Source organism: Arthrobacter sp. DNA4 (assembly GCF_024362385.1).
GTDB lineage: Bacteria > Actinomycetota > Actinomycetes > Actinomycetales > Micrococcaceae > Arthrobacter.
Genome location: NZ_CP101466.1, coordinates 4,254,816 through 4,268,996, shown reverse-complemented (window position 1 = coordinate 4,268,996; position 14,181 = coordinate 4,254,816). Strand labels below are relative to the sequence as shown.

General features: G+C 66.2%; 11 protein-coding genes. 4 read left to right on the top strand and 7 right to left on the bottom strand.

Going from position 1 to position 14,181, the window contains the following annotated elements; all coding sequences use genetic code 11:
* Complete coding sequence (locus NMQ03_RS19740) at positions 1-1,389, top strand: NtaA/DmoA family FMN-dependent monooxygenase (RefSeq protein WP_255173619.1); 1,389 nt, start codon at positions 1-3, stop codon at positions 1,387-1,389.
* Between the two features lie 411 nt (positions 1,390-1,800).
* Here NMQ03_RS19740 and dctA read toward each other — a convergent pair whose 3' ends face one another.
* On the bottom strand, positions 1,801-3,111 hold the full coding sequence (gene dctA, locus NMQ03_RS19735) for a C4-dicarboxylate transporter DctA (protein ID WP_255173618.1): 1,311 nt from the start codon (positions 3,109-3,111) through the stop codon (positions 1,801-1,803).
* A 56-nt stretch (positions 3,112-3,167) separates the two neighbouring features.
* Positions 3,168-4,310, bottom strand: coding sequence for a PrpF domain-containing protein (locus NMQ03_RS19730; protein ID WP_255173617.1), 1,143 nt, complete (start codon positions 4,308-4,310; stop codon positions 3,168-3,170).
* Between the two features lie 128 nt (positions 4,311-4,438).
* On the opposite strand from NMQ03_RS19730, the gene NMQ03_RS19725 reads away from it, so the two are divergent.
* Entirely contained in the window at positions 4,439-5,344 is a 906-nt protein-coding gene (locus tag NMQ03_RS19725) for a LysR family transcriptional regulator (RefSeq protein WP_255173616.1), read from the top strand.
* A 101-nt stretch (positions 5,345-5,445) separates the two neighbouring features.
* On the opposite strand, the gene NMQ03_RS19720 is transcribed toward NMQ03_RS19725, so the two are convergent.
* From NMQ03_RS19720 to NMQ03_RS19700, 5 genes are all read right to left on the bottom strand, one after another.
* Entirely contained in the window at positions 5,446-6,339 is an 894-nt protein-coding gene (locus NMQ03_RS19720) for a serine hydrolase (RefSeq protein WP_255173615.1), read from the bottom strand.
* A gap of 79 nt (positions 6,340-6,418) precedes the next feature.
* On the bottom strand, positions 6,419-7,537 hold the full coding sequence (locus tag NMQ03_RS19715) for an ABC transporter substrate-binding protein (RefSeq protein WP_255173614.1): 1,119 nt from the start codon (positions 7,535-7,537) through the stop codon (positions 6,419-6,421).
* Between the two features lie 32 nt (positions 7,538-7,569).
* The gene (locus tag NMQ03_RS19710; RefSeq protein ID WP_255173613.1) at positions 7,570-9,354 is read right to left on the bottom strand and encodes an iron ABC transporter permease; all 1,785 of its coding nucleotides are present in this window, start codon (positions 9,352-9,354) and stop codon (positions 7,570-7,572) included.
* A complete protein-coding gene (locus tag NMQ03_RS19705; RefSeq protein ID WP_109045441.1) occupies positions 9,351-10,448 on the bottom strand; it encodes an ABC transporter ATP-binding protein in 1,098 nt (365 codons plus the stop codon). The genes NMQ03_RS19710 and NMQ03_RS19705 overlap by 4 nt, the downstream gene beginning before the upstream one ends.
* 39 nt (positions 10,449-10,487) lie before the next feature.
* On the bottom strand, positions 10,488-11,579 hold the full coding sequence (locus NMQ03_RS19700; protein WP_255173612.1) for a PrpF domain-containing protein: 1,092 nt from the start codon (positions 11,577-11,579) through the stop codon (positions 10,488-10,490).
* A gap of 319 nt (positions 11,580-11,898) precedes the next feature.
* Here NMQ03_RS19700 and NMQ03_RS19695 point away from each other — a divergent pair, with 319 nt between their 5' ends.
* Together NMQ03_RS19695 and tcuA are read left to right on the top strand one after the other, a co-directional pair.
* Entirely contained in the window at positions 11,899-12,567 is a 669-nt protein-coding gene (locus NMQ03_RS19695; RefSeq protein ID WP_255173611.1) for a GntR family transcriptional regulator, read from the top strand.
* A gap of 120 nt (positions 12,568-12,687) precedes the next feature.
* Entirely contained in the window at positions 12,688-14,151 is a 1,464-nt protein-coding gene (gene tcuA / locus NMQ03_RS19690; protein WP_255173610.1) for an FAD-dependent tricarballylate dehydrogenase TcuA, read from the top strand.
* Positions 14,152-14,181: the final 30 nt, after the last annotated feature.

Sequence of the window (14,181 nt, the reverse complement as noted above, 5' to 3'; positions counted from 1 at the left end):
ATGACACAGCACACCCGTGCTAAATCCCAGGTTGGCACGCCGGACCAATTCACGCCGTCCGGCCAGATCCAGTTCGGCGTCTTCTTTCAGGGCGTCAACTCCGGCACCATCTGGAAGGCCCCCGAGTCCGGATCGCAGACAGACTTCGAATCCTTCCGCCGCATCGCCCAGACCGCCGAGCGCGGCCTCTTCGCCGCGTTCTTCCTGGGCGAGGGGCTGCGCCTGCGGGAACACCTGGGACGCCCGCACGCGCTGGACGTGGTGGGCCGCCCCGACGCGCAGACCATGCTGGCCGCCCTGGCATCCGTCACACAGAACATCGGCCTGGTGGCCACCCAGAACACCACGTACAACGATCCCGCGGACCTGGCCCACCGGCTGGCCTCGCTGGACCTGGTCTCCGGCGGCCGTGCGGCGTGGAACATCGTGACCACGGACAACGCCTGGACCGGGGCGAACTTCCGCCGCGGAGGCTACCTGGACCACGCGGACCGGTACAAGCACGCAGAGGCGTTCGTGGAAACGGCCAAGCGGATCTGGGATTCGTGGGAAACGCCGGACGGTCCCGCCCGCCGGGTGCTCCATGAGGGCCAGCACTACACCGTGGATGTGACGCCGCGGCTGCCGCGCAGCGCCCAGTACCGGCCGGTGCTGTTCCAGGCCGGCGACTCGCCGGAGGGCCGGAGCTTCGCCGCCCGGCAGGCCGACGTGATCTTCTCCGCCCACCCCACGTTCGACGACGCCGTGGAGTTCCGCAAGGACCTGGTGGAGCGGTCCCTGGCCGCCGGGCGCGGGGCCAATGCCGTCCAGATCATGCCGGCCAGCGAGTTCATCCTGGCGCCGACCGCTGCCGAGGCCGCGGAAAAGAAGGAGTGGGTACGGAGCCTGCAGATCGGCCCGCAGCAGGCCATCGCTTACCTGGAGCAGTTCTGGGGCCGCGAACTCTCGGCCTACGATCCGGACGGGCCGCTGCCGGAGATCGATCCTGTGGTGGAGGAAACGTCCGAGACCCGCGGCAGCGGTTTCCACGGTGCCAAGGCCCGGCAGCTGGCGGACCAGTGGCGGGCCGAGGCCAAGGACAAGGGGCTGTCCATCCGGCAGTTCGTCACCTCGAAGACCGCGCGGATCGATTCCACCTTCACCGGCTCCTACACGGCGGTGGCGGACCAGCTGGCCGAGTACGCGCGGGTGGGGGCGGTGGACGGGTTCAACATCTCGCCGTGGCTGGTCCCCAGCGGGCTGGATGACATCGTGAACCATCTGGTGCCGGAGCTGCAGGAACGCGGCGTGTACCCCACGGAGTACCGGGGCAGCACGCTCCGCGAGCACCTGGGACTGGAGGCGCCGGTGCGTTCCGCTGACGGGGCTGTCGCGGCGGCCCGCGCCTGATGCGCTGGGCTGGTTTTGCCGGGAATGCTGGTTTTGATGGGAGGGACGACGACGGCGGCAAGGCGGGTGCCGCCGTCGACCCTTCCGCGGGGGCTGGTGCTGTTGTGGCTGGCTCGTCCGGGACCGTCAGCCTGCAGCTGACGGTGTGGGAGCAGTGGGTTTAGGGCCCGTTGCCGCGCAACACCTGCCCGACGGCTGGACCCAGCGACTTGGCCCCTAGTCGGTTTCCGGGCTTTGGCAGTAGAAGCACGTGTCGGCGTCACAGTCTTCCGCTGTGTCCTGTTCCGTTTGGCGCTCACTCATTCCGGGTCCTTTCCGTAAGGGGTGTGAAGTAGTCCCCCTTGCAAGGGTTTGCCCGGGACCCCTGCTGGGATCCCGGGCAAACACTGGGGGTGGTGGCCTGCCGGCCGGTTAGTGGGCCAGGGCCGGTTCGGCCAGCTGGATCTTTTCCGCTTCGGTGGGCACGAAGCCCGCCTGGAGCTCGGAGCGGAGCTTGCCCATGTCCAGCTCACCCTGCCACTTGGCGATGGCCACGCAGGAGACGATGTTGCAGACCGTGCTGGTGAGGGCGCGGGCCTCGCTCATGAAGCGGTCGATGCCAACGATGAGGGCCACGCCGGCCACCGGCAGGGTGGGCATGACCGTCAGGGTCGCCACCAGGGCCACGAAACCACTGCCGGTGACGCCGGCCGCGCCTTTGGAGGTCAGCAGCATCATGCCGAGCATCAGCAGGATCTGGCCCCAGCTGAGGTGGATGTCGCAGGCCTGGGCGATGAACATCGAGGCCAGGGTGAGGTAGATGGCCGTTCCGGTCAGGTTGAAGGAGTAGCCGGTGGGGACCACGAGGCCCACAACGCTGCGGTCACAGCCGATCCGCTCGAGCTTGGACAGCAGGCGCGGCAGGACAGGTTCGCTGGAGGACGTGGCCAGGACGATCAGGAATTCGTCCTTGAAGTAGCGCAGGATCTGCCACAGGCTGAAGCCGGTCACTTTGGCCAGGATGCCCAGGCCAACCACCACGAAGACGATGCAGGCGGCGTAGAAGGCAAGGATCAGCATGCCGAGGTTGCCGATGGAGTGGGCGCCGTACTTGCCCACGGTGAAGGCCATGGCCCCGAAGGCTCCGAGGGGGGCTACCTTCATGATGTAGCCGAACATGATGAAGAGCAGCTTGTTGAAGCTGTTGACCACGTTCAGGGCCAGCTGGCCCGGTGCGCCGAGCTTGCTGAAGGCGAAGCCGCACAGCAGGGCAATGACCAGCACGGGCAGGACTTCACCGTCGGCGAATGCGCCAACGAAGGTAGTGGGGATGATGCTCAGGATGAAGTCCACGGGGTTGCTGCTGGGCAGCTGCGTGGTGTACTTCTGCGCCACCGAGGAGTCCAGGTGCGTGGGATCGATGTGCATGTCGGCGCCGGGCTGGAACAGCGTCACCGCGGCCAGGCCCAGGGCCAGGGCGAGTGCGGTCAGCGCGTAGAAGAGGCCCAGCGAACGGATCAGGGTGGGGCCCACCTTCTTGGTGTCCCGCAGCGAGGTGATGCCTCCGACGATGGTGCAGAACACGATGGGGGCGATCATGAACTTCACGAGTTTCACGAATCCGTCGCCGATGGGCTTCAGGGACGAACCGAGGTCCGGCCAGAGTGCGCCTACAACGACGCCGAGAGCGACTCCGATGAGTACCTGGACATACAGGTGTCCGAGGATGGATTTGATCTTCATTGAACAACTTCCTGGTTGGTGCGGCCCCTTAATGATGGGGCAAAGAGATGGGGGTTTTAGGCGGACAGCTCTGCGGCCGGGGCCACGTCGATGTCTGCGGTGGCGATGTGTCGGGCTGCCCGGTGGAGGGCCACTTCGCTGACGGCGCCGGTGTCATCGGTGATGATTTCGGCGGTGATCACGCCGGCGGGCGTCCCGACCCGCAGCAAGCGGGGAGTTCCGGTGCCGGTGGAGGGTGATTGGCCTGCTGCGGTGGCTACGACCGATGACTGCAGCGAGGATGCCAGGGCAACTGCCACGGCTGAGGTGAGGCCGATGGCCGGGTGGGGTGCGAGCATGGACAGCATCCGCACCCGCACGTCGTGGCTGCCGGCAGTAATGGTTGTTCCGTCCGCGGCGATGTAGTCGCCGGCAGGTGCCACAACTCCGACTTTCGGGACAGCGTTCTGCGGGGGATCCTCAGGCTTCCGGAGCCCCATGATGAGGCCGGCTGATGCCCGTGCCGCGATGAGGTCCGGCAGCTGGGCGGTGAGGTTGTCCGTCATTGAGGAAAGATCGACGCCGGCCTGGTCGGCCGCGAGGAGCACGGCAGGGGCGCCGGCGTCCACCATCGTTGCGGCCAGGGTCCTGCCGTTGACCTGGAGTTGGTCCACCGTGTTGCCGGTCGGCAGGAGTGCACCGGTGTTCTGGCCCCAGGGGCCGTGGAACGAGAGGCTGACGGGAACGCCGGCGGCGCTGCTGCCCGGAACCCGGGCCAGGCCGGACTTGGGAATCTGGCCGCCGGGAGTGGGAACCGATCCGCTGAGCACCGCGCCGGAGGTGACGTGGCGCATGCGGACCTTGGTCATGCCGTCCCGGGCGGGAACAATGCCCGTCTGGACTGCGAACAGGGCAATGGCCGTGGCGCAGTTGCCGCAGTTGGAACCGAGCTCAACGGTGGGGTCACCGATTCCCACCTGGGCGAAAAGGTAGTCGAGGTCTGCCTCGGCACCAGGGGTTGCCCAGATGACTGCAGCCTTTGACGTGGTGGAGGTTCCGCCGCCGACGCCGTCCAGCTGCCGCGCATCCGCTGCGCCGAAAGCGGCTGACAGCAGTGCGGGGATTTCCTCGCGGGTGGGGGCGTGGAGGGCCACGTCCCTGGCATCGAAGAGCCAGCACTTGCTGGTGCCGCCCCGGTACCAATGTCCTTTGAGTCCCACTGTATTTCTCCCTCGTAACTTGCAGGTGCTCTACTTCACAGCACCTTGTACTTCTACGATCCGGGATGGGAGCCTTCAGCACAATCGCAAATAAATGGACGACTATCTACTTTTGCTAAACTCAGTACATGGCAATCCTCGATCTCCACCGGCTTCATGTGCTTCGCGAGGTGGGCCGTTCCGGCTCCCTGACGTCCGCTGCGGCCGCCCTTTCCTTCACCACCTCGGCGGTCTCGCAGCAGATCGCGAAACTCGAGCAGGAGATGGGCGTGGTCCTCATCGAGCGCCATCCCCGCGGCGTGGTCCTGACCGAAGCGGGGCACGCCCTGCTGCACTACGCGGACGACATCGACAGGACCGTTGAAGCTGCCCGTGCCGAAATGGGGGAGTTCGCGGGCCTTCGCCGGGGCCAGCTCCGGCTTGGAACCTTCCCCACCGGCGGAGCTTCGCTGATGCCGGACGTGGTGCTGGCATTCCGCGCCCGCCACCCCGAGGTGGCAGTAACGGTGGTCAGCGCCCGCCGGGACGGCCTGCTGGAACGGCTGCGGCGGCGGGAAATCGAACTGACGCTGCTGTGGGACTATCCCTGGCAGCAAATCGAGGACCCCGACCTGACCCTGGTCAGGCTGACAAACGATCCAACCGTGCTGCTGGTACCGCGGGAGCACCCCATTGCGAAACTGGGCTCGGTCCGCATTGGCGCATTAAGCGACCAGGAATGGGTGGTACGCGACGAGCACCCCGTGGCCGACGTCCTCAGCCGGGTATGCCGCGATGCCGGGTTCGAACCGCGGATCGCGTTTGCCGCCAACGATTACCAGGAGACACAGGGCATGGTGGCGGCCGGCATCGGGATCGCCCTGGCACCCAGGCTGGCCCTGACGGCCCTGCGCCCCGACGTGGTGGCGGTCCCGCTCGCCGGGTCCCCCAAGCGCCGCATCCTCCTGGCCCACCTGGAAAACCGGAGGCTCAGCCCCGCCGCGCAGCAGGCCACCAAGGTCTTCCGGTCCATCGCCAAGGGCGCGGCTTCCTGACACAGGAGGGTGCCGCCGTCGTGCACTTACCTTTCCTGGCGCCTACCTGGCAAGGGGGCCGGCAACCAGCGCGCGGGCAAGGTCCATGAACTCGGCGTGGGTCACGGGAGCCGGGGATGCGGCCGCGTTGCGGGTGTTCCGGGCGATGGCGAAGCTGTCGCTGACGAAGCGCCGGTGCACAATGACGCTGCGGATTGCCGGCAGGACCAGCAGGAACTGGCCGTAGTTTCCCGCAGCCAGGAACGCCCCCTCCCACTGCGGGCCGGGTTCCCGGGGCAGCCACCACAGGTAGCCGTAGTCGCAGGTGCCAAAGCCGGTGGTAAGCGCCATGTCTGCGCGCCTGACATGGGTGGCCACGCTGTCCCTGACCCACTCCCGGGGGACATGCTGCCGGCCCTCCCACTGGCCGCAGCCATCAGCAGCCCGATCTTGGCCAGGTCCCGGGTGGAGAGGAAGAAGTGGTAGGCCGGGAAGGCGGACTTTTCGGCGTCCCCGAGCATGCGCTGGCGTGTGGGGTCGTAGTCGTCGAACTCCAGCGGACCGGCCAGGTACTTCTCGAACGCGTCAAAGACCGTCAGGCCGCTGGCCTTCTCGAAGATCGCGCCGGCGGCGTTGAAATCCCAGTTGTTGTAGACGAAGTACTGACCCGGCGCTTTGGTGCCGCGCGGAGGGAAGGCGTCCTCGTCACTGCCCGGGCTGGAGGGCGGGTGGTAGACCCCCGACCGCGAGGTCAGGAGGTCGCGGAGCCGCGCCGTTTTCTCGAGGGGGAGCAGGCCGCCCACATCATCAACACCGAGCTCATCGAGGGTGGCGTCGAGGTTGACCGTGTCGGCGTCCACCTGGATTCCGAACAGGACCGAGAGCAGGCTTTTGCGGACAGAGGCGACGTAGCTGGCGCGGGTGGTGTCGCCAAGTTCGACGACGGTCCTGCCGTCCTGGAGGACCAGCAGGGACGAGGTGTTCCGGGGCAGCGGAAGTTCTGGGGCGGCGGTCACGGAGCCTCCTGGTGGCGGGTAAAACCAAAAAGCCTGGGGACCCGGTAGAGGCGGGGTCCCCAGGCATGGGATTCGGGGGTTACTTGGTGTAGCCGAACACCTGGTTCCACTTGGCGAGGTCGTCCTTGCCGTAGGTCACGGCGTCGGTGTTCTGCATGCGGAAGACCTTGCCGGAGTCGACGGCGGGGAGGGTCACGCCCATGATGGTGGGCGGTGCCACGTCGGTGCGGACCGGGTATTCACCGATCTGCGCGAAGACCTGCTGGCCCTGCTTGGAAAGGTTGTAGTTCATGAAGACCTTCGCGGCTTCCACGTTCGTGGCGGTGCCCGTCATGCCCAGGTAGTAGTCGTAGGAGACCAGGCCTTCCTCGGGGACGATGAACTTGACCGGAGCCTTGTCCTGGACGGCCGAGATGTTGGTGCCGCTGATGGTGACCGTGCCGACGGCCACTTCGCCGCGGGCCAAGGCCGTGGCTTCAGCGCCCAGGGAGTCGTAGATCTTGGGCTTCTGCGCAGCGTACTTGGCGAAGTAGTCGCCGCCCATCTTGGTTTCCATGAACCTGTTCAGCGCTGCGGTGCTGCCGCCCGAACCGCCCTGGACGATGCCCAGCTTGCCCTGCCACTTGCCGCCGACGGCATCCGCCCAGGACTTGGGGGCATCGGCTTCCTTCACCAGCTGGGTGTTGTATCCCAGGGTGTAGACGGAGTTGAACATGCGGGTGAACTGGCCGCCGTCCACGGAAACGTCCTTGAGGGCCGATGCGCCGGGGACGTCGTAGGCCTTCCAGACCTTGGCGTCCTCCATGGACTTGGCGATCCGGTAGTCGGACGTGCGGATGACGTCGGCGCTGAGCTTGTCGGCGCCCTGTTCGGAGAGAACGCGTTCGGAGAGCTTGTTCGGGGTGAGGCGGACGACGTTGACCTTGATGCCGGTGTCCTTGGTGAAGGCGTCCACCAGCGCGCTTTCGGACGAGTCGGTGTAGCCCGAGTACAGGGACAGGGTCTGGGTCTTGGCCTTCTCATAGGTGGCCTTGTCCGCGATGGACTCGCCGTTGATGACCAGCCCGTCGTCGGTCTTCACCGCCGCACTGGCCGTGACGACGCCGGCGCTCTGGGCGGCGCTTCCGCAGCCGGTCAGGCTGAGGGCCAGGAGCACTCCGGCGGCGGTGAGGGCGGGGAGTTTGGACGCTAACTTCATTGTGGGTGTCCCTTTCAAAGGTGGGTGTGAGGTCAGTTCTTGGTCTTGCGTTCGCCGCCGACTTTTTGGGCGATGACGGCGAGGATTCCGATGACGAGGCAGTACAGGACGCTGACGGCTGCAGCTGCCTGGCTCTGGCCGTTGTCGAAGTTGTCGAAGACGAGGATGGACAGGATCCGGGTGTTCGAGGTGAAGAGGAAGATGGAGGCGCTGAGCTCACGCATGGAGAGCATGAGGAACAGCAGGAACGAGGACATGATGCCGACGCGCATCAGGGGCAGGGTGACGTCCAGGACGGACCGGGTCCGCCCGGCGCCGAGCATCACGGCGCTGTCCTCGAGGTCCTGGTCCATCTGGAGCATGGACGCGGAGACGCCGCGGTAGCCCTGGGGCATGAACACTGCAACGCAGGCGACGGCGAGAATCGCCAGGGTGCCGTAGATGGGCAGCGGCAGCAGCAACCAGGTCCAGAGCAGTCCGATGCCCATGACGATGGCGGGGACGGCCAGGGGGGTCATGGCGACCAGTTCAATCAGGCGCCCCACCTTGGACTTGGTGCGGTACCGGATGTAGGAGGCGATGAAGCTGAGGGTGGTGTCGGCGAAGGCTGCGATCAGGGCCACCAGGACGCTGTTCTTGAGGGCGAGCTGGAAGTCGTTGGATCCGAGGACTTCGATCAGCTTCGCGAAGCTGAGGGAGTTCGCTTCGAGCAGCTGCGACATCGAGGACACGAACGGGGTGGCCTGCATCGAAGCGGCCAGCAGCGCCAGCATCGGCAGGACCACCGAAACTGCGAAGTAGGCCAGGGCCAGGATGGTGAAGGGCCAGCGCATCTTGCGCAGCGGCACCTGGCGGGGACGGTTGCCCTTGCCGGTCATGGTGGTGAACTTGCGCTTGTTGATGATGCGCTGCTGGATCAGGGTCACGGCCATCAGCGCAACGGTCAGGATCACGGCGACGCTGGCCGCCTGGTTGCTCTTGGCGGGCGTGGCACTCATGAGGCGGTAGATATAGGTGGGCAGTGTGTCCACACCGGCCGGGTTGCCGATGACCTGGGCCACGGGGAAGTTTTCCATCGTCAGCGCGAAGACCAGGACGGCGGAGCCCAGGATGGCCGGCAGGGCCAGGGGCAGGGTGACGGTCCGCAGCATGGTGCGGAGCGGAGCCCCGTGGACGGTGGCAGCCTCTTCGAGGTCGGCGTTCATCATCGACAGCGAGCTGTGCAGCAGCAGGAAGGCGTACGGGGCGTAGAAGATTCCCAGCACGAACACCAGGCCCGGCAGGCTGTAGATGTTGATGGCGGCATCAATGCCCAGGTCGCGGAGGAAGATGTTGATGTAGCCGGCGCTGGGCGAGCACAGCAGCGACCACGCCAGGGCGCCCACCAGGGCGGGGATGAACATCGGCGCCATGCCGATGAAGAAGATGAACTTCCGCCACGGCGCATCGGAGCGGGCGCAGACGAAGGCCAGGAAGGCGCCGATCAGCAGGGCGATGAGCGCCGAGCCGGCACCGACCATGAGCGAGTTGACCAACGCGCCGAGTGCTTCGGGGGTGGCCAGCAGCGCCAGGTTGGACAGCGTCAGGCCGCCCAGGGAGATGCTGCCCGGCCGGGGAACGCTGTCCGAGAACGCGGCGAGCAGGACCAGGGCAAGCGGAAGGACGATGAGGACGCCGAGGATGACCAGGACAATGAGGCCCGGTGTGTTCTTCTGGAGGCCCGAGAGGGTCCGGGCAGCGCGGTAGTCCCGGGGCGCCGGCTTTGGTGCGAGGCGGGCGTCGGCGCGGGTGGCCGCTTCGGTGGTCTTGAGGCTCATGCGAGGACCTCAGCCGGCAGGATCTGGACTTCGCGGGGGTTGACGGTGACCCATACGCGGTCCCCCACTTTGTGCTGTTCGCCGCGGCGCAGTCCGCCCAGGGCGTCCAGTTCGGGTCCGGATTCCAGCTGGATCGCGTACCGGATGTCGTTGCCCTGGAAGCCCGCCACGCGTACCGTTCCGGGCCATGAGTTGGGGTGTTCGGTGGGCATGGCGGTGATCTGCAGGTCCTCGGCCCGAATGCAGACCTTGGGGGATGTGCCGGCGTCGCTGGCCTGCTGCGCCGACTGGATGGTGAGCTCGCTGTTGGTGATGCGTGCGGTGGTGGACCCGGTGGCGGTGCCCTCCGGGGTGCAGTCCATGATGTTGGAAACACCGAGGAAGTGGGCGATCGAAGCGCTGGCGGGTGCCTCGTACATGTGCTGCGGGGCGCCCATCTGCACAATCCGGCCGCCCTGGAGCAGGGCGATGCGGTCTGCCAGGGCGAAGGCTTCGTGCTGGTCGTGGGTGACGTAGACACAGGTGAGCCCCAGCTGGAGCTGGATTTCACGCAGTTCAACCCGGAGCCGGTCACGAAGTCGGGCGTCAAGGTTGGAGAGCGGTTCGTCGAGCATGAGCACGCTGGGCCGCATGACCAGGCTGCGCGCCAGGGCGACGCGCTGCATCTGGCCACCGCTGAGCAGGCTGGCGCCGCGGTCGGCGTAGGGCTCCAGGCCCACCAGCGTGAGGGCCTCCATGACCCGCTCATCGATTTCGCTCTTGGAAAGCTTCTTCTGCTTGAGGGAGTAGGCAACGTTCTGGGCCACCGTCATGTGCGGCCATACCGCGTAGGACTGGAAGACCATGCCGACGTTGCGCTTGTTCGGGGGCAGGTTGATGCCCTTTTCGGAGTCGAAGACCACAACGTCGTCGATGATGATCCGCCCCGAGGTGGGCTCCTCCAGGCCGGCGATGCAGCGCATCGTGCTGGTCTTGCCGCAACCGGACTGGCCCAGGAGGACGAGGGCCTCGCCGTCTTCGATGTCGAGGTTGAGGTTTTCGATGGCAGTGAAGCTTCCGTACTTCAGCTGCAGGTTTTGAATGCTGATTTTCATGGCTGATTCCTTGGCTGGGTTTTTCCGGTAGGGGTTTCTTCAGTCACTGGGCACCAGGATGGTGCTTTCGCTGATGACGCGGGCCGAGCGTTGAAAGGAGACTTCAGCGGGATCGGCTGCATCCAGTGCCAGCGCCGTCGTGCCTTTCAGTAAGTGGATAAAGAGTCCGGCCTCCGCCGCCGGAACCACGCTGCGCTGCACCACGCTGCCTGGTGTGCCCGAGGCGGCCGCGACGGCGACCGCGCTGGTGAGGCCGATGGCGGGGTGCAGTGCGGTCATCGAGATCATCCGGGCCGAAACGCCGGTTGCGCCTGCGGGCGGAGGTCCCACGATGCCAACCTTCGGAATGGATGTGAGGTCCTGCGGCAGGCCCATCCTGCGGGCAGCCGCTGCGCGCAGCTGCGGGGCAAGCCGGACCAGCGCCTCCAAGGCTTCCTCGCTGCCGGTTGCGTCCAGCCCCAGATCCTGGGCGTCGAAGAGCGCAGCCGGGGCGCCGACGTCGATCAGTGTCGCCCGGTACCGCTTCCCGTCGACCTCAAGCTCATCCGTGGCGCTGCCCGTGGGGAACTGTGCACCGTAGCTGGACCAGGACGCTTTTTGGAAGATGACGTCGATGGGGACGCCGGGGTAGTGCTGACCGTCGAGGCGCCGCCCGCCGTAAGCGGGTACCTGCGCCCCCGGCGTGGGGATCTCGCAGACCAGGCGCAGGCCGGTCACGGTGTTCAGGATGGGGACCCGGGTGACTTCGCCGGTCGGTGCGACGAGCCCGGCATGGAGCGCGTACAGGCCCAGCGCTGTTGCGCAGTTGCCGCAGTTGCTGGCCCACTCCACTGCCGGCTTGTCGATGGCCACCTGGGCGAACCGGTAGCGGACCGTTCCGTCCGGATCGGTGCCGGCCACAGTGATCGCCTTGCTGGTGGTGGACGAGGCGCCGCCTACTCCGTCGATCTGGCGGAGGTCCGGCGAGCCGAAGGTGCGGATGAGGAGGCGGTCCGTCTCCAGGGCATCAGCCGGAAGGTCCTCGTCCCGGAATATCCAGCACTTGCTGGTGCCGCCACGGACGAGGGTGGCCGGCACCGGGGTGACCGGGAGGGTGCCGGCCTGCGGCTCTTCCCTGAATAGAAGCGTCATTGATTCTCCTGAAATACCCTGCCCGGCCGTGTGCAGTTGCCGGGTAAATGTTCAAAGCTGAGCCAGCCGGAATCCGGAACTTGGTCCGCTGTATGGCGTTGGTCACAAACGGTATACCGTTGACATGACTTAAGCAACAGTCCTTGGAATATGAATACCGGTAATGGCGTTTGGGCGCGGGCCTGCTTCGGAGGGTGTGCGAAATATCGGCACGGTGTTCACAGCGCGCCGAAACGGTATGCAGTGCGTTAGAATTGCGGCTAAAGGTATGGCGCCGGCGCGCCCTGCCGCTTGTTTCCATGAAGACCGGAGGCCGCCCGTGGCGTCGCAACCAGAGACAAGCCCCTACCTGATGATCAGGAACGCCATCATCTCGCAGGAGCTGCCTCCCCGTGCCCAGCTCGTCGAAAGCGCCCTGGCCAAGAAGTACAACGTCTCCCGGACGCCCATCAGGGAAGCCTTGCGGCGCCTTGAAACCGAGGGGCTCGTGGAGCGCTACGGTTCACGCATGCAGGTGCGGGAGTACCGCCCGGAGGAGATGCTGGACCTCTATGAGGTGCGGACCTTCCTGGAGGAGGCGGCCGCAAAAACTGCTGCTCTCCGGCACACGGACATGGACCTGATGCTGATCGACCGCGCGCACCAGGCCATGGTCACCCTTGATTTTGATGCTGCCACTCCGGCTGAACTGGCCGCCGCCAACCGCACCTTCCATGAGCGCATCTGGGCCGCCAGCCACAGTGCCGCCCTCCTTGACCTGCTCGACCGGATCCTGGTCCACTTCATCCGCTACCCCGGCACCACGCTCTCCACCAAGGAGCGCTGGGACCGCGTACTGAAGGAGCACGAGGAGCTGCTGGTGGCCATCCGCGCACGGAACGCGGAGGAGGCTTACCGCATCGCCAGCGCCCACATGGACGAGGCAAAGAATATCCGCATCCAGATGTACATCGACGCCCAGGAAATCAGCCACCCGCACTTGGGATAGCCACAAAATCCGGCATTAAACCTCTCCCTGCCGAGCCCGTAAGCCTGTGCCAAGACGCTATTGCATGCGACGGCATACCTATGTATACAATCGTGTACAGCGATGGAGCTGAGGAGATTGATGATGATCAAGAGTGACGTTTTGGTAGTGGGCGGCGGCAACGCCGGATTTGCGGCAGCACTTGCAGCCGCCGAGCGTGGACGCAAAGTGGTCCTGCTGGAAAAGGCACGGGAAGCCGCATCGGGCGGCAACAGCTTCTACACCGCCGGTGCCACGCGCATCTCCCATGACGGGCTCCAGGAGCTGATCGAATTCGTGGAACCTGATGAGCGGCACGCCGCCAGCGAAGTCCCCGCCTACACCGCCGCCGAATACCTCGCCGATCTGTCCAAGGTCTCTGAAGGGCGCAACGACCCCGAACTGTCCGCGGTCCTGGTCAGCGAAAGCAACCCGACCCTGCGTTGGCTTCAGGGCATGGGGCTCAAATACCGCCTGATGTATGAGCGCCAGGCGTACCGGACCGAGGATGGCGGGTATCTGTTCTGGGGCGGCCTGCACGTGGGCAACGTGGGTGGCGGCAAGGGACTCATGGCCGACCACCGCGCCGCTGCTGAACGCATGGGCGTTGAGGTCATCTACGACTGCGCAGCCACCGGCCTCATCCAGGAGGACGGCCGCGTGCGCGGCGTCCGGTACCGCACCTCCACCGAAGAAGGTGAGCTCCGGGCCGAGTCGGTCATCCTCGCCTCGGGAGGTTTTGAAGCCTCACCTGAACTGCGCCGCCAGCACCTGGGTGAGGGCTGGCAGAACGCGAAGGTACGCGGCACGCCGGGCAACACGGGGGAGATGATCCTCGCTGCCCTCGACGCCGGGGCGGCCAGGGGCGGCGATTGGTCCACCTGCCACAGCGTGGCCTGGGACGCCTGGCATCCGGAGAACGAGAGCAACCTGGAGCTCACCAACCAGCTCACACGCGGAGGGTACCCGCTGGGCATCGTGGTGAACAGCGAGGGCAAGCGGTTCGTGGACGAGGGCGCCGACTACCGCAACTACACGTACGCGAAGTACGGCCGGGACATCCTCGCCCAGCCGGGTTCGGCTGCCTTCCAGATCTTTGACGCCTCCTCCCGCCCCATGCTGCGGGCCGAGGAGTACGACATGCCGGGCGTCTCGGTGGTCACCGCGCCGACCCTCGCTGAGCTGGCGCAGAAAGCCGGCATCAGCCCCGAAGGGCTGGAGGAAACGGTGCAGGACTTCAATACTTCGATCACTGAGGGCGCGCCTTTTGACCCCAACGTCAAGGACGGACGACGTGCCGAGACCCAGCCGCCGAAGAGCAACTGGGCCCGCAGCATCTCCACCGGCCCGTTCTACGCTTTCCCGGTGACCTGCGGAATCACCTTCACCTTCGGTGGCCTCAAGACGGACACCTGGGGCCGCGTGCTCACCGAAGACGCGGAGCCGCTCGAAGGGCTGTATGCCTGCGGGGAAGCGCTGGGCGGACTGTTCAGTGGAAACTACCCCGGCGGCTCCGGGCTTGCGGCGGGCGCCGTCTTCGGCCGCCGCGCCGGCTCCATCGCCTAAGCAACCCAGCAGCCCCACCAGCAACGGAAA